Genomic DNA, 21,858 nt, shown 5'->3' with positions numbered 1-21,858 from the left:
AGGGGAAATTATGTTATTTTATAAGGAAATTTTGAGTTTCAAATTGCACACTTTTAATATATGTAAAAAGCATCAGTTTACTCAAAATTACTCAAAAAATTTCACAAAAAACAACCGCACTATGGAACTCATTCAGTAAATTCAATGAGCATACAATTCAAAGATAGCTTGTAAAACTCAGGCTCTCGTCACCTCATCGCTAGCTTTGTAACCACTTGTATTTATAACCAAAGTGCGGTGCAATTTTTTGAATTTTTTAAAGAGCAAATAAATGAGTTACATCCACGCATTATTACGAATGATCCCCACCGCAATGCCTTCAATTTCAAATTGTTCTGTTTCAGCAAGATCAACCACAATCGGCTCAAATTCTTCGTTTTCAGCGTGAAGATAAACAATCGAGCCTTTGCGTTCAAGGCGTTTTACTGTAACTTCATCTTCAATTCTGGCGACAATCACTTGTCCATTTCTTACATCTTTAGTGCTATGTACAGCTAAAAGATCGCCATCTAAAATGCCAATGTCTTTCATTGATTGACCATACACTTTAAGTAAAAAATCCGCTTGAGGTTTAAACATATTGGCATCCACTTTATAAGTGCCTTCAATATGTTGTTCCGCTAAAATCGGTTCACCAGCGGCGACACGGCCAATAAGTGGCAAGCCATCAAATTCTTCTTCCTCATTCTCTTCTGCAAGTAATCGGATACCACGCGATGCCCCTGGGATAATTTCAATTACGCCTTTTCGTGCAAGGGCTTTAAGATGTTCTTCTGCCGCATTGGGTGAGCGAAATCCTAGCTCTCGAGAAATCTCCGCCCTTGTTGGTGGCATTCCAGTGCTTTCCAAATGGCGTTTCAATAGTTCATAAACTTCTTGTTGACGGGCGGTGAGGGCTTTCATCATTGTCATTATTATTCCCCTGTTTTTATATACATATTAACTGACATTATATACAGAAATGAAATTGTTGCAATCTTCTTTTTTTTTTATTAACGGGATTTGTTTGATTTTGTTAGATTTACGCGAAATTTTAGCGCTAAATCAACTTATATCCGCGTAAATTGAAAAAAAATGCCAAAGTTTTGTGGTAAAATGCCGCTACTTTTTATCTGAGTAAATAAAGTATGGAATTTATATGATAAGTGTGCTCAATTTATATCGAAAATTATTGGAATTACCACTTTCTATTTTAGTAAAAAATAATCCGATTCCTCATAATCCTATTGAAGAATTATCACTAAATATCCATCAACCAATGGTCTATGTATTGCCTTATACCTCGCAAACGGATCTGGTGATTTTTCGTAAAAACTGTTTAAGTGTTGGCTTGCCCGATCCATTTGAAAAAAATGAAATCAATGGTATTTCATTGCCTCGCTTTGTGTTTTTAGATGAAGGGAGACGATTTTTTAAATCTAAAGGGGCAAAGCAAGAAACTATTACTATTTTTAATAAATATCTCGAATTACACCGCACTTTAGCGGATCTTGATGTCCAGCTTATTCCTGTTTCGGTATTATGGGGACGTTCGCCTGGTCACGAAAATAAAGCAGGCTTGCCAAATTTACGTTTATTAAATGGAATTCAAAAATTTGCCGCAGCTATTTGGTTTGGCCGTGATACCTTTGTGCGTTTTTCGCAAGCAGTTTCTCTGCGTTATATGGTTAATGAACACGGTTCAGATAAAAAAATTGCTGCCAAATTAGCACGTGTTGCCAAAATCCATTTTTCCAGACAACGCATTTCTGCCACCGGCCCTCGCCTGCCTAACCGCCAAGCGATGTTTAACAAATTATTACAATCACCCGCTATTTTAAAAGCCATTGAGGATGACGCAAAAAGCAAGAAAATCCCTCTCGAAAAAGCGCAAAAAGAAGCCTATAAAATCTTAGATGAAATCGCTGCAAATGTGAGCTATGAGGGCTTGCGTGTAGCGGATCGTTTCTTACGTTGGTTATGGAATAAACTTTATCAAGGTATTGATGTGCAACACGCCGACCGAGTGCGCAAACTAGCCCTAGAGGGCCACGAAATTGTTTATGTGCCTTGCCATCGCAGTCATATCGACTACTTATTGCTTTCTTATGTGTTATATCATCAAGGCTTAGTTCCTCCCCATATCGCGGCAGGAATTAATCTGAACTTTTGGCCTGTTGGCGCAATGTTTCGTCGTGGCGGGGCGTTTTTCATCCGTCGTACCTTTAAAGGAAATCGCCTTTATTCCACCATTTTCCGCGAATATTTAGCAGAATTATTCCATCGAGGCTATTCAGTTGAATATTTCATTGAAGGTGGCCGCTCTCGTACCGGGCGTTTACTTGCGCCAAAAACAGGGATGATGTCAATGACCTTACAAGCCTTACAGCAACGCCAAACGCGCCCAATTTCTGTCGTGCCTGTCTATGTGGGCTATGAGCACGTTTTAGAAGTGGACACTTACGCTAAAGAATTGCGTGGAGCGGCAAAAGAGAAAGAAAATGCGGGGCTAGTGTTACGCGTAATTAAAAAATTGCGTAATTTAGGTAAAGGCTATGTGAACTTTGGAGAGCCGATTGTACTAAGCAGTTATTTGAACCAACATTTCCCAGAGTGGAAAGAACCGCATTCAGAAGATGAGCGTTCACAATGGTTTAATAAAGCGGTTGATTCCGTTTCAAACCAAGTTATGGTGAATATTAATAATGCCGCAGCGGTTAATGCGATGAATTTAACGGGGACGGCATTGTTGTCCTCTCGCCAGCGTGCCTTGACGCGTAAACAGTTATTAGAGCAGTTAGCAAGTTATCAGCAATTTTTGCAGAATGTGCCTTATTCTGATGATGTGATTGTGCCAAGCGAAACGCCAGAAGAAATGCTCGATCACGTTTTAAACCTTGATCGTGTGGGCGTTCTGGTTGAAAAAGATAATTTTGGCGAAATTATTCGCTTAGAGCGTAATTCTGCGGTGTTGATGACCTATTACCGCAACAATATTCAGCATTTATTCGCTTTGCCTTCTTTAGTGGCAAGCATTGTGTTGCATTATGGTGCAATCCAAAAAGATCTTGTGTTGGAGGCTGTTGAAAAAATTTATCCATTCTTGCGCGGTGAATTATTCTTACATTTTAGCGATGATGAATTAAAAGAGCGTGTCGAAAATATTATTCAAGAATTGCAACGACAAAATATTATTCAGTGCAATGAGAATTTGCTCGCAATTCATAAACCGCAAGTCAGAATGTTGCAACTTTGGTCATCGGGCGTGAGAGAAATTTTACAGCGTTATTACATCACTGTGAGCATTCTACAAAATGCTCCAACCATTTCCCGTGCGACATTGGAAAAAGAAAGTCAATCGGTGGCGCAACGTTTATCTGTGTTACACGGCATTAATGCGCCAGAGTTTTTTGATAAAGCGGTGTTTTCTGCGTTTGTGGGTAACCTAAAACAATATGGTTATTTTGATGAGAATAACCAAGTGAACGAAGCGTTACTTGACGAACTCAGCGAAATTCTTGCGCAAATGATTTCTACTGAAGTTCGACTCACGATTAAAAGTGCGGTGGAAAAAACAGAAGAAATTGATTAATGTTGTGATTTAATATTTCCAAATAAGTAAAAAACCTTAGCAAATAGCTAAGGTTTTTTTGTATTTTGAAATGTAGTATCTATTTTAGGTGGCAATCAGATTGCTAAGGTGATCAAGAAACGCAGAGAAAAGTTTTCACCGATGATTTATACTGAAATCAGGTTCACTATTAAAAAATTCAGTGGAACAAAGAGAGGTGGAAAAAGTGCGGTGAAAAAATGGAAGAAATTGAGCAATTTGTATCTCAATCATCTTAACAACACACAATAAGAAACCCTAGCTGTTTGCTAGGGCTCTTTCCATAAAGCTATGCAATTAAACTGAGCATTTCTTCCGCATTGGCTAAGGCGCTTTCGGTAACCTTGGTTGAACCAGTAATTTTGCTAAAGCTTTTACACGCTGTTGCTGAGAAAGTGCGGTCATTTTTGTTTCAGTTTTTCCGTCAATGGTTTGTTTTCTACAGAAAATGCTGATGACCACAAGCAGGCCACTTGTGGTAAATGGGTAACGCAGATAACTTGGCATTTTTGCCCTAACTTGCGTAATAATTTCCCTACTACGCTTGCAGTTGCGCCACTGATACCTACATCAATTTCGTCAAAAATAAGCGTTGGAATGGCGGATTTATCAGAGGTTAGCACCTGTAACACTAACGCGATACGAGAAAGCTCACCACCCGATGCTACTTTTGCCAAAGGTTGAGCAGATTGTCCAAGATTCGCTTGCAAAATAAATTGCACTTGATCCATTCCCTGAGCGGTCAGTTTATTTTCCGCTTGTTCCACGCAAATAGAAAATTCAGCATTTTCCATTGCCAGTTGTTTAATCCCTTTGGTAACTTGCGTTGAGAGCTTTTCCGCCCCTTTTTGACGGCTTGCACTCAAAGCTTGCGCATTTTCTAACAGCTGTGCATAAGCTTGTTTTTCCTGTTCAATGAGCGCATCTTCGCTATCCGCAAAATCTACCAGCTGATCGAGTTCCTGTCTTAAGGATCGATGTAACGCAACCAATTCTTCGGCTTTTACATTGTGCTTACGCGCAAGTTGAAGAGCTTGACTCATTCGGCTTTCTACTTCTTGTAAGCGATAAGGATCAGGTTCAATATTGCTAGATAGATGTTGGATCTCAGAGCTGGCTTCTTGCACTTGAATCAGCGCTTCTTGCAACATTGTGAGTGCATCGTTGTAGTGTGGATCAAGTGCGTGTAATTCTTCTAAATTTTGCACCGCACGATAGAGCAGACTATCCACGTTTAGCTCATCATTTTCACTTAATAAATTTAGCACGGATTGAGAAAGGGCGGTAAGCTCTTCACTGTTGGCAAGGCGGTTGTATTCTTCTTCTAATTCTGCAAATTCATTTTCTTGTAAATTAAACTCATCAAGTTCTTCTACCTGATATTGCAAAAGTTGTTTTTCGCTTCATTTTCTGCGCATTTTTGTTGGAAGTTTGCCACTTGTTGTTGTAGATCTCTCCATTGGCGATAGTGCTTTTGCACTTTGGTAAGGAGATCATTATGAGCGCAATAGTGATCCAATAAAGTGAGTTGATAGTCATTTTTTAGTAAACGTTGTGAGGAATGTTGTCCGTTCACTTGGATTAAAAACTGGCCCAGCTCTTTAAGCTGGCTGGCAGAAACAGGAATACTATTAATAAAGCCTTTGGAGCGCCCATCTGCGCTTATCACACGGCGTAAAATACAGTTTTCTGGATTATCTTCATCTTGCAATTCTTGGGCTTTGAGCCATTTATCCGCAGGGCTGTTTGGCACAATGTGGAATGTGGCACAAATATCCGCACGGTTTTGCCCCTCACGCAGCATCGCACTTTCGGTACGTTGCCCTAAACACACGCCAAGAGCGTCAATGGCAATGGATTTTCCCGCACCCGTTTCACCCGTGATGACGGACATTCCCTGTGCTAATTCAATATCAAGATGATGAACAATGGCAAAATTATTAATCGTAAGTTGAGTAAGCATAATACACTCCCGTTTAACTGTATAGATATCAGTTTATAACTGTTTTTATATACAGTAAAGCGTTTTGTGTAAATTTTTTATGCAGAATTTCTCAACCAGCCTAATTTCGTGCTTAACACATTGTAATAATTATAATTTTTCAAGTGCAATAAACGCAGTTTATGTTTGCTTTTATAAATATGTACCACATCATCAGGGGTAAATGGCAGAGCAACTTGGCTGTCGCAACCCACTTCTAATTGCGGCGTGTTGTAATCGGCAAAGCGAATGGAAATCTTACTTTCGCCGTCAATAACCAACGGGCGAGAAGAAAGGGTGTGCGGAAACATTGGCACAAGGGCAATGGCGTTTAATTGTGGGGTAAGAATAGGGCCACCAGCAGAAAGGGAATAAGCCGTTGAACCTGTTGGGGTGGAAATAATCAGGCCGTCAGAGCGCTGTGAAAATGCCAGCTTATCATCAATATAAACGTGGAAATCGATCATATGGGCAATTTTGGCAGGGTGAATCACCGCTTCATTTACCGCATTGCTGGTGGCAATAATTTGCCCTTCGCGTTCAATCGCGGTTTCTAAAAGAAAGCGTTCTTCCACGAAAAATTCGCCACGATCTAAACAGGCTTCCAGCTGTGCATAAGCATTTTTCGGATCAATATCCGTGAGAAAACCTAAATTGCCACGGTTAATACCAATTAATGCAATATCATATTTCGCTAAGATTCTTGCTCGTCCAAGCATATTGCCATCACCACCGATAACAATCGCTAACTGAGCTAAGCGACCAATTTCATCTAACCCTGCAAGATGTTGTGCTGGTAAATCTAAACGCTCACCAACTCCCTTTTCCACTAGCACTTGATAGCCTTTTTCGGACAGCCATTGAAATAAATTTTTGTGCACTTGCAAATTCACATCATTGCGTGGACGCCCTACCAATCCAATGGTATGGAAAGAATTATGCAAGGTTTTGTTGTCGATTAAATGAGTTGTGGACATAATATTTATTTTTATGCGAAAAACAGACCGCACTTGAATTCAAGAAATTAGGGGCTATATTACACATAAACTGTGTCAGTGGCTAGCCAAGTTTAGCAACTGTCAATTTTTATGTTTTTTGTTACAATAACGCAAACTTTTGAACAGATGGAGAAAACAATGTCAGAACAAGAACAACAAGTAGAAAAAAACGAATTAGATCAAGAACAAATGGAAAGAGTGGAACAAGCAGAGAAGGCACAAGAAGCCGCTGAGCAGCAGGAAAACGCTGAAAATCTTGAAGGAGATGCTTTAGAAGAAGCCATTGCCCGCGTGCAAGAGCTTGAAGAACAGCTCGCTGAAACAGCAAAAAAAGAGCAAGACATTTTGTTACGCAGCCGTGCGGAAATGGATAATATCCGCCGCCGTGCTGAGCAAGATGTGGAAAAAGCGCATAAATTTGCCTTAGAAAAATTTGCTAAAGATCTGCTTGAAACCATTGATAACCTAGAGCGTGCGCTAGCAACCCCAGTTAGCACGGAAGACGAGAGCTTAAAAGGCGTGTTAGACGGTGTTGAATTAACCTTAAAAGGTTTATTGGCAACGGTTGCGCGTTTTGGCGTAGAAGCCGTGGGTGAAGTGGGCGAAACTTTCAACCCAGATTTACACCAAGCCATTTCAATGCAGCCGACAGAAGGCTTCGCAAGCAATCAAATCACCACGGTATTACAAAAAGGTTATTTGCTAAACGGCAGAGTGATTCGCCCTGCAATGGTGATGGTGGCGGCGTAATAAAAGGTCATCATAATAAACAAATAAAATAGGCGAGTGTATCGCCTATTTTTTTCGTCTAAATTTTCGTTGATATTTTTCTGCGCGAGTTTTTCTTGCTTTTTCTGTTCACGCCGTTTTTGAAAGAAAGTACTGAGTTTTTGGCTACATTCTTCTTGCAGTACGCCGCCTGTAATTTCAAGGCTGTGGTTCATTTTATAATCATCAAAAAAGTGAAAACGCGAACCCACCGCCCCTGTTTTTAGATCATAAGCCCCGAACACTAACCGTTTGATTCGGCTATGTAAAATCGCCCCTGCGCACATTGTGCAAGGTTCAAGGGTAACGTATAGCGTGGTGTTGAGTAGGCGGTAGTTTTGTTGCGCTTGCCCTGCTTGGCGCAATGCCACAATTTCGGCGTGCGCGGTGGGATCGTGCTGAATAATGGATAAATTCCAACCCTCTGCCACAATCTTTCCTGCATCATCAACTAGCACAGCGCCCACAGGAATTTCCCCTAAGGCTTCGGCTTTATCGGCAAGACTTAGGGCATAGCGCATCATTTTTTCATCAAAATCCGACCGCACTTTTGTTTTCCTTATGCACTGAAAAAGTATGAAAAATCAGCCATATATTGGCTGATTGGGAAAATAAAGTGCGGTGCTTTTTGGCGCAATTTTTTCATTTTGCTATTTTGATCCTACACCGAGAAAGGATATTTAATCGCAGGGTGAGATTCATAGCCAATCACTTTGAAATCGTCCATTGTTACCCAAGTTTCCAGATCTTCAAGGGTTTTGATGTCAGGATTAATTTCTAACTTCGGTAGTGGCAATGGTTCACGCTTGAGTTGAACATTTTGCATAAGCTCAAGCTGATCTTCATAAATATGTGCATTGACGATTTTATGATACGCCATTCCTGCTTTTTTCCCTGTAATCTGCCGCCATTTAATGCTAAGAAAGTAAATACTTGAATTTGATTAAAATTCAACCCAAGTGGCACATCGCAAGAACGCTGATAGCTGGTTAAATAGAGCGTATCACCAAGCAAAGAAAAGGTGTGTGTGTGCATACAAGGACGCAAACAGCCGAGTTCAATTTCGCCCGGATTATAAAACGTGATAATTTCGCCACGATCGTCTAGCCCTTTGGTTAAATCATTCACTACCTTACGCAATTGGTCGAGGGTTTCGCCGTTAGGTTTACGCCAAGCGCGCCCTTGTACGCCGTAAACACGCCCCATATCGTCTGTGCCTTTGCGGTGTGGATTATTCAACCAAGCCTGATTTTCATTGGCGTTGGCGTCCCACGTTTTTGTGCCAAGCTGGCGGAAATCTGCGGCGTTGTCGTAGCCACGAATGTAGCCTAAAAATTCCGCAATGGCCGCTTTCCAATAGCTTTTTCGCGTGGTGATTAGCGGAAATTCATTGTCCGCCACATTGTAGGTAAGATCGGCGTTAATCAGGGTTAAACAGCGTTTTCCTGTTCGCTCATTTTCCACCCAAGTGCCGTTATCAATGATGTTTTGACATAAATCTAAATATTGACGCATTGTAAATTTCCCTTATTTTTTCACCGCACTAGCCATCAGCATAATTAGCGCACCGAGTAAAATCATTGGCAATGAGAGAATTTGCCCCATTGAAATGTGCTGTTGGAAGAATAAGCCGAGTTGCGCATCAGGCTCACGGAAATATTCAATAATAAAGCGGAATGTGCCGTAGACGACTAAAAATAATCCTGCCACAGAACCTGCTGGACGTGGGTTTTTGATTAAACAGATTAAGGATAATAAATAACACCAAGCCCTCTAACACCGCTTCGTAAAGTTGCGAAGGGTGGCGCGGTAAATAACCGCCAGAAGGGAATAATACCGCCCAAGGCACGTCTGTTACACGCCCCCAAAGCTCATCATTAATAAAGTTACCAATACGCCCCATTCCTAAGCCAAAAGGAATAAGTGGCGCAACAAAATCTGCCGTCGCCCAAAAGCCGCGGTGTTGTAATTTTGCGGTGATAAACATTGCCAAAATCACGCCAATTAAGCCGCCGTGGAAAGACATTCCCCCTTCCCACACGCGGAATAAATACATTGGATCTTGCAAGAAATAATCGAACTGGTAGAACATCACATAACCGATGCGTCCACCAAGAAATACACCAAGAAAACCGTTAAATAATAGGCTATCCACTTGTTCCGTTGTCCAGCCGCTATTTGGGCGGTTAGCACGGCGAACCGCAAGCCAGCGCGCAAACACAAAGCCGATTAAATACATTAATCCATACCAACGCAAGGCAACAGGGCCAAGTTGGAAAATCACAGGATCAAATTGGGGAAAAGTTAAAAATTGTGAAGTCATATAGTTCCTTTATTTCATAAGCATATTGATCGCAATGCAGATCAATAGCACGGCAAAATAACGTTTGAGGGTTTTCACCGGCAATTTATCTGTGGTGCTAGCCCCAAGTTTTGAAGTAAAAAATGAGGTTGCCGTAATCCCCACCACAGCAGGTAAATACACATAACCTAATGAATAACTTGGCATATTTGCTTGTCCCCAGCCGCCCACAATAAAGCTCAGCATTCCTGAAAGGCCAAGCAACATTCCACAAAATGCTGATGAGCCGATGGCTTTTTTCATTTCAATACCACGCCCATTCAAAAACGGCACAATAAAACCACCACCGCCAATGCCCGCAATGCTGGAAGCTATCCCAATCAAAATTCCACCAATCACAGAAGAGGTGGTGGTGAGCGCTTTTTTCACTTCTTTTGGTTTAATCGAAAGCAACATTTTCACCGCAAGATACACTACTAAACAGGCAAATAATTTGCTTGATACGCTTTTATCTAAATTGCCGACAAAAAGCCCTGAAATAAAGGTGGTCACCATAATTACAGGGGCAAGCACTTTTACCGCTGGCCAAACAATATTGCCGAGCTTGTGATGACGTTGCGCCGAAGAAAATCCGGTTACCACGATAGTGGCGAAAGAGGTTCCCAATGCCGTGGACATCAAAAGTTCGCTAGGCACATCAACCATTGGCAATAAATAAACCAACACGGGAACGATAATCAGCCCGCCGCCAATGCCAAATAAGCCCGCTAAAAAGCCGACCACACAGCCGACAATTAAACAAATAAGAAAAAAGCTCAGCATTATGCCCCCCTTGTTCGATGAAATGAACGTTTATGGAATTTGCCTGATGAATATTTTTTACCAGAATGCTTGTTCGCCGTATTTGTTGCAGAATGGGCTGGCGAAGACTTCTGTTCTTGAGAATAGGAATTTGGCTGATTTTTCCCATTAAATAATACCGCCGCAAATTCCTTCATTGCCTTGCGGTACACTTCTTTTTTGAAAGGCACAACCTGACGCACAGGATACCAAAAACTCACCCAACGCCAGCCATCAAATTCTGGCGATTTGGTGGTTTGCATATTAATATCTTTTTCGTCCGAAACTAATTGCAATAAGAACCAACGCTGTTTTTGTCCGATACACATTGGTTTGCTGTCGTAGCGTAATAAGCGTTTAGGAAGTTTATAGCGCAGCCATTGTTTTGAAACATAAAGCAATTTAACATCTTTACGGGTTAAACCCACTTCTTCAAAAAGCTCACGATACATCGCCTGCTCAGCCGTTTCATTATCGTTTATGCCGCCTTGCGGAAACTGCCACGAGTTTTGCCCATAGCGCTTCGCCCACAAAACCTGACCTTTACGGTTACAAATGACAATTCCCACATTCGGACGGTAGCCATCGAAATCGATCACTATCGTTCACCTTAGTTTTAAAAATTTTAAATTCTGAATTGGTGAATTGTTTCACAAACTCAAGGTTTTAACAACCCGCAAACACGCTTTTAAGGCGGTTTTCTATCAGAATTTAACTTGATAAAATCTTCCTACCTGTTAATAAATTGAATAAAAATCACAACACTGTGCATAACATTGTGAAAAGTGCGGGAATAAAATTAAATTATTTGTGTATAAGGATAAAAAATCCGTTATTTTAAAATAAGTTAAAATAGATCCTTGCTTATCATTAAGATCTAAAATCAAGATCCAAGATCGCAGTTTTTTACTCCAATTACCGTTTAGAAAAAAATCATACTGTATTTTTATCAGGATTTTCACCGCACTTTTATTGCCAAACTGTGAGTTATTCAGCATTTCTGTGGATAAAATTGTGGTTTTATACAGAATAGGTGGGAATTAAATGCTGAGTTTGCCATAAGCACAATGAGAAAAAAGAATAAAACCATTAAAAATCAAAAAGATAGCGAAATAAAAAAGCATTTTCGCATTGTGAATTAAAGGCTCAAAAAGGACTGGTTATTAATTAATCGAAGATCAAAGTGCGGTGCTTTTTTCTCGCATTTTTTATAAAACTAGCCCCAAAACTTGACCTTTACCACCAGTTAAACCTATACTATGGCAAATTTTTATTTAGGATCATTTATGCACCACGATCACGGCTCACAAAATCAACGCATTTTAGCCTTCAGCTTCGCCATTATCACCGCTTATATGGTGATCGAATTTCTCGGCGGTTATTATTTCAACAGCCTAACCCTAATGGCGGACGCAGGCCATATGGCAAATGATAGCCTCTCTTTATTACTTGCCTTTGTCGCCCTGTTTTTCAGCCATAAAACACAGAAATATTTTGCTCTACTCAATGCGATTTCTTTAATTATTGTGGCGATTTGGATTTTATGGGAAGCCATTGAACGCTGGCAAAATCCTTTACCCATTAATGCCTTACCAATGCTAGCCGTAGCAATAGTAGGGTTGTTGGTCAATATGATTGTGGCGTGGTTAATGCTAAAAAGTGATCACGAAAACCTAAATATTCGCGCCGCCTATTTACACGTTCTAGCTGATTTATTTGGCTCTGTTATTGCGATCATTGCAGGGCTAAGCGCGTGGCTGTGGCAAATTCAGTGGATAGATATTGTCGCCAGCGCCATTTTAAGTGTGTTTATTTTGCGCAGTGGGGTGAGTATAATGAAAGCCACAATAGCGGGGCAGCATTTAGGGCATTCTCATTAAGCTAAATGTCAATAGAATAGAAATTTGATGAAAACAAAGTGCGGTGGAAAAATTCATTCACAAAATTTCCAATTTCCACCGCACACTTGTGTTTATAGGCTGTTTAAATATTTTTCCCAATCGAAATATTGCCCGGGGTCGATTTTTCTGTCGGGGGAAATGTCGCTATGCCCCACAATGCGATCTTTACGAATTTTGGGATAGCGCTGCATTATACTTTGTGTGAGTTTGGTCAGCGCCGTATATTGCTGTTCGGTGAATGGCTGATTGTTGCTGCCTTCTAATTCAATGCCAATCGCGAAGTCATTACATTTTTCACGTCCTTGAAAGCTGGATATGCCCGCGTGCCAAGCACGATCATTGAAGCTGACATATTGCGTAATTTTTCCCTCACGATTAATCAGGCAATGCGCTGATACGCGGAGATCTTTGATTTCTTCAAAATAAGGGTGCTGGCTTGGATCTAAGCATCCTTGGAAAAAGGCATCAATAAAATTTCCGCCAAATTGTTCGGGGGGAAGACTGATGTAATGAATGACGAGCAACGAAATATCTTGCGGATCGGGGCGTAAATCATAGTGGGGCGAGGGGCAATGTTTTTGTTTTGCCAACCAGCCTGATTGCTCAATGGAAAATGTCGATTTCATAGTTTTTTTGCGATCGTGATCGAGAAAAAGTGCGGTGCTTTTTGGCTTTATTTTAATTTGCGCCACACTTATTCGCACGGGTTATTCATTGCCCGTATTCTATCGAAAATTAATGTTAAGAGAAATCAACAAGGACAGCTTATGAACAGATTTTCTACTCGTTTGAAGAATCAAGAGGGTTTTACGTTAATTGAATTAATGATTGTAATCGCCATTGTGGCAATTTTGGCAACAATCGCCGTGCCGGCTTATCAAAACTATACGAAAAAAGCGGCAATTTCAGAGCTTATTCAAGCTGCAAGCCCTTATCGTTCTGAAGTGGAACTTTGTGTGTATAACACAAACTCAACCAACAAATGTAATGCGGGAACAAACGGTATTCAGAAAAAATTAACCAATAAGGGCAAAGTGGGTTCGATTGATGTGCAAAAAGGGAAAATTACCGTTACAGGCAGAGATAACTTGGCGGGGATAAGTTATTCTTTAAGCGCAAGTGGTGATGCTGCTAAAGGGGTTACTTGGACGGTAAAATGCGATAAATCTGCTGAATTATTCCCAGCGGGATTTTGTGGCTGATGGGGATAAACAATGGCGGAATATGCGTTACAGCCGCAAATGACGGTTTGTGCGGTAGATGGAAAATTTTTTGAAATTCCACCGCACTTATGGCAGCAAAACCAACAGCAAAAAGCCCTGCTAATTCGCTATTTTGCTGTGCCATTGCAAGAAAATGCCCAAACGCTTTGGTTAGGCATTGATGATTTGAATAATCTTTCTGCTTGCGAAACCTTTTCTTTTTTAACTGGAAAAGTGGTTGAACCTGTGTTGTTGCAAGGACAAGATTTGAAATTGCTCTTGCAAAGCCTTGCGCCAAATGTTGCAGAAGAACCTGCTGTACCCGATTTTTATCGCCCCGCTGAGCAGATTAAAACGGAAAATGTGCAAGAAAAAGCCGATGAACCCGTTATTCAACTCTTAGATCGGCTTTTTGAAAAGGCGTTGCAACTGAATGCCTCAGATATTCATTTAGAGCCGCAGCGCGAGCAGTTGCAAATCCGCTTTCGTATTGATGGCGTATTGCAGTGCCAGACGCCATTATCCACGCAAATTAGTCAGCGCTTAATTTCTCGCTTAAAATTGCTCGCTCGCCTTGATATAAGCGAAACACGTTTGCCACAAGATGGACGTTTTCATTTTAAAACCACCTTTTCTGATGTGTTAGATTTTCGCCTTTCCACCTTGCCCACCCAGTATGGCGAAAAAGCGGTGTTACGTTTGCAGAAAAACAAGCCTGTCAGCTTAGCGTTTTCACAGTTGGGAATGAACGCAGCGCAGCAAAAGGCTTTGCAGCAAACCCTTTCACAGCCTCAAGGCTTGATTTTAGTTACAGGCCCAACAGGAAGCGGAAAAAGTATTACCCTTTACACCGCACTTGAATGGTTGAATCAGTCGGAAAAGCATATTCTCACCGCCGAAGATCCCATTGAAATAGAACTGCCGGGCATTATCCAAACGCAAATTAATCCACAAATTGGGCTAGATTTTAACCGATTGTTACGCACATTTTTACGCCAAGATCCTGACATCATTATGCTTGGCGAAATTCGAGATGCAGAAAGTGCAGCGATTGCTTTGCGTGCAGCACAAACAGGGCATTTAGTGCTTTCTACGCTGCATACCAATAATGCTCATTCAGCAATTTCTCGCTTATTGCAGCTCGGTATCCAACAGCATGAAATTGAAAGCAGTTTGCTGCTCGTTATCGCCCAGCGTTTAGTGCGCAAAATTTGTACGCATCACACCGAAAATTGTGATTGTTATCAAGGTTATAAAGGGCGTTGCGGAATTTATCAATTTTTACAACCGCACTTTAATAATGGGGAAATTTCCTATCAAACGGATTATGCTTCCTTACGAGAAAGCGGATTGGAAAAGGTAAAGCAAGGAATAACCGATTTCGCTGAAGTAGAAAGAGTGCTAGGGAAATTGATGGAGAGTGAACAAAAAGTGGGAGAAAAATAAATTCTCTCCCACTTCAAAGGTGAGTTGATTAGAAACGGTATTCTAATTTACCCGCAAAGTAAGTTTGTTTTAGTCCATAGTCAGAAAGGGATTTTCTATGGCTAATTTGGACGCTGATGTTTAGGTTTGGCGTAATATCATAACCTGCGCTGGCAGAGAATAATAAGGCGTTGCCTAATTTACCCGTTTTGTATTGCTGAGTTGTTCCATCATTGAGAGTTAAGACAGGGGTATTTCCTGTATTGTGTTCATACATTGTACGGAATTTCAATGATTTCCATGCAATTTCACCCCCAATTTGTTGAGTGAAAATATATTGTCGATCATTATTGATATTCCAACTGAAGGTATGATCCTCAATATTGGCTTTGCTACTTTGATATTGCAACGCAATAATTGGCGTTAAACGGACTTCATTTAGCAAGAAATGATAGCCTGTTTCTGCACCAATACCCCAAGAATGGCCTCTCACTTTGGCTAAATCTTTATGTTGTGAAGTGGAAATTTTACCGCGCACATATTGATAGTTTCCACTGAGATTAACATAGCTTTGTTCGGTCAGTTGATTTTCTAATGTGAATAATACCCCTACAGATTTATATTTTGCCGAGCTGCTGCCTTCAATTTCTGTGGTTTTTGGTTCAACCGAGAATTTGCTGAGAGCAAGCCCTAAGTGAAGACGCTGTTTATCGTTGAGATCAAGGCGACCACCAAATAAGGTACTATTCGTGGTGGATTTGTAGCTATAGCCATAATCACTAAAGCCAAGGTTGCTATCATAAGTGGCTTTACGATGTTGTTGTAAAACATAGAAATTTTTCGTGCCTTGCGTAATGTTTTGGGCAAAGGTTTGAGCCTGCATATAACTATGTTCTAACAAGGCTAAATTCGTCACCAAATAGGCTGGAACTTGGCTATTTAATGCTGGGCGATAGGTTGAAGCACTTGCGGCTGTTGCATTTCCTGCTAATGGCGTAACTGTTGCATTACCTGCTGGAGAAGCAGTTTCCGTGCTGTTATCCACATTCCCTGTATTTGGATTAGCAGGTGCGGCTACCACAACATTATCCACTGGAGACGTGGTTTCTGTGCTGTTATTGGCATTTCCTCCATTTTGATCAGAAGGTGGTGTTACCACAGCATTATCCACTGGAGACGTGGTTTCTGTGCTGTTATTGGCATTTCCTCCATTTTGAGCAGAAGGTGGTGTTACGACTGCATTATCCACAGGGGACGTGGTTTCTGTGCTGTTATTGGCATTTCCTCCATTTTGATCTGAAGGTGGTGCTACCACTGCATTATCCACAGGAGCGGTAGTTTCACCGCTATTGTCAGTATTCCCTTCATCTTGGTTTGCTGGAGGGTTACTGTCGTGTTCGCGGTTGGTGGAATTGGGGCAGCTGTGTCATCAGCTTTAGGGCTTTCCTCTTTTGGTGGTGTTGTTGGAGCTTTAATAATTGGTGATAACGGTTCACCATCTTCATTAATTAGCAAGGTTTGCAAGCGGTAATCGTTGAAATTGCTGTTGTTCTCACCAAAACTATTTTCACTTGCCGTAGTTGCCCCTTTTTCAACGCTAACTAAGGCATAGCGATTAATATGGCTTTCATCATTATGAACCGCTTTCGCCAAATTGAACGCATCTATGCGACTGGTTTCGCCTTTCACTTGAATGAGTGAAATACCCTCATCAGCATCGTAGCGTTCGTTTTTATTAGTATCGGAATTACCGATCTGGCTATTGAGTAAGTTTATATTTACCGGAATAGGTTGGGTGGTGGTTAAATCTCCATTAATCAGCACGCGATCCGCACGCCATTCTGTCATATTTTCGGAAACGTTATCCACATTTAATGTAATATCCGCCCCCTCATTGGTTACATTCCCAAAGGATAGGGTTTTAGGTTGGAAACTGGCATTTCTGGATTTGCTGCCGTTTGCCGTATGATTTAAGTGCGGGGCATTATTTGGTGCAATATGGGCATTGGCTTGCCAATAAGTATGTGAATGAACGATCCCATTTCCCGTTAAACTCGCATTTTCTTTGATATATAACGGCGAATGGTTTAATTCCCCTTCTAAAATGGTTACCCCTTGATTTAACAAGGTTTTTCCTGTGTGATTGAATTGCCCAATTAAATATAGTGTCCCCTCTCCATTTTTGCTTAAACTACCTTGCCCTTGCGTATCAGCAAATAAACGGCTTGTTTGGTTGGCACTAATATCCGCATTAATTTGGCTTGTGTCATCAAGTGCAATGGTATCAAAGCGCGCAATCACGTTATCTTTTATGCTTAATGTGGCATTATTCGCTAAATTTGCATTTTGCGTTAAATGGGAAGTATCTGGTGCGTAAATTATTTCACCTTGGTTGACGGTAAGCTCGTTTAAGGTTGAATTTGTTTCTAAGGTTAAGTGGTTATTATTAAGTGCGGTCGGTTTATAGGCAAAATTTAATTTACCTTGATCATTGCCAAGCATTTCACCCTTAATTTTTCTTACCCCAGATTGCAAATAGTTAAGCGTGCTAGCTTTGGTGGCATTGCTATTAATAATATTTCCGTTAATTGTTTCAGCTTGCAGCCCTTTATCCTCGCCATTTTCAATGGTGAAATTATTGCCATTTAAGTCAAACGTTCCTTTATTCAAGCTGAGATTTTCGGCTTTAATTTGGTTTTCGCCATATAATTTTACTGTGCCCTCAGGGTTTACAATAATGTCGGAATAGGCTTGAACTTGACCATCTTTTTCCTGCTGTTTTAAACCTAATGTGCCTTCATTAACCACCATTTTGGCAGGGTTTACTCCTTCACCGATTTTAATAATTTCCCCATCACCAATTTTATAGAATGTTTCAGCAACGGTGCTATTACGATCATATTCAAATGGCGTGTTTCGTTTATCACGATGTAAGATATTGTCTTGCCATACAAGCTCTTGAATATTTAAGCGAACAAAATCAATTTTTCCTTCCGCCCCTTCATAAAGCAAGCCAATATCGCCATTTGGCAATTCAGTTAAGCTGCTATAGGCGTAATTATTTGGTGTAATCGTAGTGGTATATTTCCATTCGATAGAACCATCTTCTTGCACTTCACCAAGCCACACTTTACCATTGCTGCGTCTATTAGAATGTGGATTAGCAAAGAGGATATGTTCTTTGCCATTAATACGTTTGGAATATTTAATTACTGAAAGTTGGCAATAAGGTTCTAGTAACACGTCATCTAAAATAACGTCTTTTTCCCAAGTGTAACCACCGTCATAACTAGTGGAAATATGAACGCGATTATGATTTGCTATGCGAGAAAAGAGTTTTAATTGTCCGTTGTCTAGTTCAATTACTTGGGATTCAGTAATTTCATAGCCATAAGTGCCGTTAAGCAGACGTGATCCGCCTTGTGCCGCAAATCTGCTATCAATTGGTGATTCACCGCGTTCCCAAGTTTTGCCACCGTCTTTGCTAATGATAACCGCTGCTGCTTGTTTATTATTGTTATTGGTGTAGTAAACCGGCATCACTAAAGAGCCGTCTTTAAGCTGAATCCCTGTTCCGGGGCCTGTTCCCATAAAACGCATCCAATCGGCTTTCACTTGAGAGTTAATGTTGACTGGGTTAGACCAAGTTTCACCGTCATTATCACTATAAGTGAGCCATAAATTGCTGGTGATGGTTGATTTAAGTGGGGCGCTATCATTATTTGGATTTTTCGTTTGTAAATAAATATTTCCTAAACGTGTATCGCCTTGATATAAATCACCGAGATCGTTAAATGCCAATTCAGGATTACCATTAATAACAACCCGATAATCTGTTGGTTTATTTTATCATTATAAACAATGCCGTTTTCACGAATGGTGTAGCGATTATTATATTCGTCAGTTAATAATTGATAATATTTCCCACCGATATTTTTATAACCTGAACCTTCGGCATTTTGATTTTTGATTCCAAAGAAACCTTGCGTTTCAGGGAACATATCCACAATCATAAAGACACGCCCATTGCGTTTGTCTTGCACCATTAGGGGATCGATTAAGAACGCAGAGTTTTGACTGCCATAAGATTGGCTGGCAAGATCAATCACTGTTTGGCTTTTTTGCCAAGTTAAGCCACCATCAAAACTGCGGCGGATCGCGGTATCAATATTTCCCCAGTCAGCAGAATGTTGCCAGCGCTTGTCGATAGCGGCGATAACAACGCCGTTTTGCGTGGTGAGTAAGGAAGGAATACGGTAGTTTTTTGCGCCATCTTGATTTGGTTGAAAGAGCGATTCTTTTTCCGTTAGCATTGCCCCTGAAGCGCGATGTTTATCCGCATTCTCGCTTTCGTTTCGGCGATAGGTTTCCGCTAATTCTTGGTGTAGCGCTTTGATTTTTTCTTCTGACAATACTTGTTCGGTAACTCCCGCCGAATAAATATTTCCACTAAAACGCATTTCATTGCCAGAGCTTCTTGGCGTTTTTCCTAAATAAGCAATATTTAAGTTCTCAATATCTTTGAAGAATTTAGAATTATTATGTGTTTGTTTTAATTCGCCATTCACATAAATTTTAATTTGGTTATTTGTTTTATCAAACGTATAGGTAATGGTTTGATAATCTTTATTTTGATTATCAACATTTGCGGTAAGTGCTGAATTATTAATTAAATAGCTATTCTTATTTCTTAATTCTAAGCCAAAGGTATCCGTGCCTTGCTTCCTTAACATATAGAAATTAATATAGTGGTTGGTGTGTCCACCTAGGGTTGAAGCACCTAAAAGAGAATAAACATTATCACCACCATTGGTTTTAAAGCCAAAAGTTAAAGAACCGTTTTCTAAATTAAAAACATCATTTTTAGTGAAGGTTTCAGTGATATTAAGTGGCTTGAAAAATTCGGTATTTGATTTGAAATCTAAGATTCCTTCGTTACTCGCCATGGCATATTGGCTGATAAGACACGAGGAGATTAAAGCTGCCAATGCTGTTTTTTTCATAGGGCATCCTTTGTTTGATGTGAAATTAGGAGTATCTCAGTGCTGATGATATTTTTGCTCTATAATGGAGTAAATAATGATAATTTCACTTCGTGATGTTCTTCACAGAATCATTCTTATTTTCTATCAAAAATGAGAGATTTCTCGCATTTCTACAAAAAGAGAATTTCTCAAAGAGCATTAGAGCCTGTATTTAAAACGTGGTAATATGCCCATCAACAATCAAATGATTCTGACAGTAGCAGGAAAACAAAATAAAAGGAACACAATTTGTCCAACCCAATGAGCGAACTAAGCGAAACCTTTACTCTTGAACCGCAAGATAATGCCCGTTTGCAGGCATTGTGCGGAGCATTTGATGAAAATATCCAGTTGATTGAAAAAGAATTTTTCTTGGATATTGCACGGCGTAATTTTACCTTTACGCTGAAATCGAAAGATCCCAATCCGAAATCTCATCACGCAAAATTATTAAATAAAGTGGCGGCGTTGATCCAAACATTGTATTTGGAAACCGCACCGGTGCGTGGCGTGGTGAAAGAAATTGATTTGTCTGATGTGCATTTAGCCATTCAGGAAAATCGAATGTTATTACAACAAGATAGCGAACAAGCAGAACAAAATGCGGTGCCAAAAGTCTATCAAACCACAATTAAAACCAAGCGTGGCTTAATTAAACCGCGTGGCGCAAATCAGATTCAATATTTGCATAATATTTTGCGTTATGACATTAGTTTTGGTATTGGGCCAGCAGGCACAGGGAAAACTTTTCTTGCTGTGGCGGCTGCGGTGGAAGCCTTAGAGCGACAAGAAGTGCGCCGCATTTTGCTCACTCGCCCTGCGGTGGAAGCCGGGGAGAAATTGGGCTTTTTGCCGGGAGATTTAGGGCAAAAAATTGAGCCTTATTTACGCCCGCTCTATGATGCCTTATTTGAAATGCTAGGCTTTGAAAAAGTGCAGAAATTAATGGAGCGCAATGTGATTGAAATCGCACCGCTGGCTTATATGCGTGGACGCACGTTGAATGATAGCTTTATTATTTTAGATGAAAGCCAAAACACCACCACCGAACAAATGAAAATGTTTTTAACCCGTATCGGGTTTAATTCTAAAGCGGTGATAACGGGCGACATCACGCAAATTGACTTGCCACGCAGCCAAAAATCAGGTTTACGCCACGCCATTGAAGTGCTAGAAAATGTGCCAGAATTGAGCTTTAATATTTTGACAGTAAAGACATTGTTCGCCACCCAGTGGTTGCCAAAGTGGTGCAAGCCTATGATAAATGGGACGAACAGGAAGAAATTCGCCGTAAAGAACGCGCCTTACAGCGTCAGCAAGAACAGGCGAAACAACAAGCCTTAGAACGAGAAGAAACAGAATGAAAGATGTCATCGTTGATTTACAAATCGCAGTAGAAAATAGCGAAAACTTGCCGACAGAACAACAATTTCAACAATGGGCAACCGCCGCAGTGCAAGCAGAGAACCTGCAACCTGAGATCACCATTCGCGTGGTGGACGAAGCGGAAAGCCAAAGCTTAAACGCCACTTATCGTGGTAAGGATTATCCAACCAACGTGCTTTCCTTTCCTTTTGAATGCCCTGAAGAAGTGGAATTGCCGCTGCTCGGCGATTTAGTGATTTGTCGCCAAGTGGTAGAACGAGAAGCGCAGGAACAAGGCAAACCCTTAATGGCACACTGGGCGCATATGGTCGTACACGGCTGTTTGCATTTGCTGGGCTACGATCATATTGAAGATGATGAAGCAGAAGAAATGGAAAGCCTTGAAACGGAAATAATGCAAGATCTTGGCTTTGCCGATCCTTATTTAGCGGAAAAAGCCTAG

Annotated in this window: 14 protein-coding genes and 5 pseudogenes; 7 read left to right on the top strand and 12 right to left on the bottom strand. The window is 40.7% G+C overall.

The window, feature by feature from the left end; all coding sequences use genetic code 11:
• Positions 1–276: 276 nt before the first annotated feature.
• Entirely contained in the window at positions 277–912 is a 636-nt protein-coding gene (lexA, locus tag C3Z13_RS00215; protein WP_103854609.1) for a transcriptional repressor LexA, read from the bottom strand.
• Positions 913–1,138: 226 nt separating this feature from the next.
• Between lexA and plsB the strand changes: the two genes are divergently transcribed.
• Positions 1,139–3,571, top strand: a complete 2,433-nt coding sequence (plsB, locus tag C3Z13_RS00210; protein WP_103854608.1) for a glycerol-3-phosphate 1-O-acyltransferase PlsB — start codon at positions 1,139–1,141, stop codon at positions 3,569–3,571.
• Positions 3,572–3,878: 307 nt separating this feature from the next.
• On the opposite strand, the pseudogene recN reads toward plsB, so the two are convergent.
• Both recN and C3Z13_RS00200 read right to left on the bottom strand, forming a co-directional pair.
• Positions 3,879–5,552: pseudogene (gene recN / locus C3Z13_RS00205) on the bottom strand (DNA repair protein RecN).
• Between the two features lie 77 nt (positions 5,553–5,629).
• Positions 5,630–6,547: an NAD(+) kinase gene (locus tag C3Z13_RS00200; protein WP_103854607.1), complete on the bottom strand. Its 918-nt coding sequence runs from the start codon at positions 6,545–6,547 to the stop codon at positions 5,630–5,632.
• 159 nt (positions 6,548–6,706) lie between these two features.
• Between C3Z13_RS00200 and grpE the strand changes: the two genes are divergently transcribed.
• Entirely contained in the window at positions 6,707–7,318 is a 612-nt protein-coding gene (gene grpE / locus C3Z13_RS00195) for a nucleotide exchange factor GrpE (protein ID WP_103854606.1), read from the top strand.
• A 68-nt stretch (positions 7,319–7,386) separates the two neighbouring features.
• Here the strand turns inward: grpE and tadA are convergent.
• From tadA to rppH, 5 genes and pseudogenes are all read right to left on the bottom strand, one after another.
• Positions 7,387–7,899 (bottom strand): annotated as a pseudogene (gene tadA / locus C3Z13_RS00190) (tRNA adenosine(34) deaminase TadA); the annotation flags it as partial.
• 98 nt (positions 7,900–7,997) lie between these two features.
• Positions 7,998–8,851 (bottom strand): annotated as a pseudogene (locus C3Z13_RS00185) (thymidylate synthase).
• Between the two features lie 12 nt (positions 8,852–8,863).
• Positions 8,864–9,659, bottom strand: a pseudogene (gene lgt / locus C3Z13_RS00180) (prolipoprotein diacylglyceryl transferase).
• A 9-nt stretch (positions 9,660–9,668) separates the two neighbouring features.
• Positions 9,669–10,460 carry a sulfite exporter TauE/SafE family protein gene (locus C3Z13_RS00175; protein WP_103854039.1) on the bottom strand — a complete coding sequence of 264 codons (792 nt, stop codon included), beginning with the start codon at positions 10,458–10,460 and terminating at the stop codon, positions 9,669–9,671.
• The gene (gene rppH, locus C3Z13_RS00170) at positions 10,460–11,077 is read right to left on the bottom strand and encodes an RNA pyrophosphohydrolase (protein WP_103854040.1); all 618 of its coding nucleotides are present in this window, start codon (positions 11,075–11,077) and stop codon (positions 10,460–10,462) included. Before rppH ends, C3Z13_RS00175 begins: the two co-directional genes overlap by 1 nt.
• A gap of 687 nt (positions 11,078–11,764) precedes the next feature.
• Between rppH and C3Z13_RS00165 the strand changes: the two genes are divergently transcribed.
• Positions 11,765–12,358, top strand: coding sequence for a cation diffusion facilitator family transporter (locus tag C3Z13_RS00165; RefSeq protein WP_245872478.1), 594 nt, complete (start codon positions 11,765–11,767; stop codon positions 12,356–12,358).
• A gap of 92 nt (positions 12,359–12,450) precedes the next feature.
• On the opposite strand, the gene ampD is transcribed toward C3Z13_RS00165, so the two are convergent.
• Positions 12,451–13,005 carry a 1,6-anhydro-N-acetylmuramyl-L-alanine amidase AmpD gene (ampD, locus tag C3Z13_RS00160; RefSeq protein WP_103854611.1) on the bottom strand — a complete coding sequence of 185 codons (555 nt, stop codon included), beginning with the start codon at positions 13,003–13,005 and terminating at the stop codon, positions 12,451–12,453.
• Between the two features lie 141 nt (positions 13,006–13,146).
• Between ampD and ppdD the strand changes: the two genes are divergently transcribed.
• Together ppdD and C3Z13_RS00150 are read left to right on the top strand one after the other, a co-directional pair.
• On the top strand, positions 13,147–13,581 hold the full coding sequence (ppdD, locus tag C3Z13_RS00155; RefSeq protein ID WP_103854604.1) for a prepilin peptidase-dependent pilin: 435 nt from the start codon (positions 13,147–13,149) through the stop codon (positions 13,579–13,581).
• A gap of 12 nt (positions 13,582–13,593) precedes the next feature.
• Positions 13,594–15,027 (top strand): GspE/PulE family protein, encoded by a 1,434-nt coding sequence (locus C3Z13_RS00150; protein WP_103854603.1) that lies wholly within the window; start codon positions 13,594–13,596, stop codon positions 15,025–15,027.
• A gap of 28 nt (positions 15,028–15,055) precedes the next feature.
• Here C3Z13_RS00150 and C3Z13_RS00145 read toward each other — a convergent pair whose 3' ends face one another.
• The 3 genes from C3Z13_RS00145 to C3Z13_RS00135 are packed head-to-tail and all read right to left on the bottom strand — an operon-like array spanning position 15,056 to position 20,009.
• A complete protein-coding gene (locus C3Z13_RS00145; RefSeq protein WP_103854602.1) occupies positions 15,056–16,333 on the bottom strand; it encodes an autotransporter domain-containing protein in 1,278 nt (425 codons plus the stop codon).
• Entirely contained in the window at positions 16,315–18,807 is a 2,493-nt protein-coding gene (locus tag C3Z13_RS00140; RefSeq protein ID WP_181021971.1) for a sialidase family protein, read from the bottom strand. Before C3Z13_RS00140 ends, C3Z13_RS00145 begins: the two co-directional genes overlap by 19 nt.
• On the bottom strand, positions 18,759–20,009 hold the full coding sequence (locus C3Z13_RS00135; RefSeq protein ID WP_103854600.1) for a sialidase domain-containing protein: 1,251 nt from the start codon (positions 20,007–20,009) through the stop codon (positions 18,759–18,761). Before C3Z13_RS00135 ends, C3Z13_RS00140 begins: the two co-directional genes overlap by 49 nt.
• A 282-nt stretch (positions 20,010–20,291) precedes the next feature.
• Between C3Z13_RS00135 and C3Z13_RS00130 the strand changes: the two are divergent.
• A pseudogene (locus tag C3Z13_RS00130) lies at positions 20,292–21,394 on the top strand (PhoH family protein).
• Positions 21,391–21,858: an rRNA maturation RNase YbeY gene (ybeY, locus tag C3Z13_RS00125; protein ID WP_103854599.1), complete on the top strand. Its 468-nt coding sequence runs from the start codon at positions 21,391–21,393 to the stop codon at positions 21,856–21,858. Before C3Z13_RS00130 ends, ybeY begins: the two are co-directional and overlap by 4 nt.

Origin of the sequence: Avibacterium endocarditidis (assembly GCF_002921145.1) — a bacterium.
In the GTDB taxonomy this organism is placed as follows: Bacteria; Pseudomonadota; Gammaproteobacteria; order Enterobacterales; family Pasteurellaceae; genus Avibacterium; species Avibacterium endocarditidis.
This window is presented reverse-complemented; position numbering and strand designations above follow the sequence as displayed.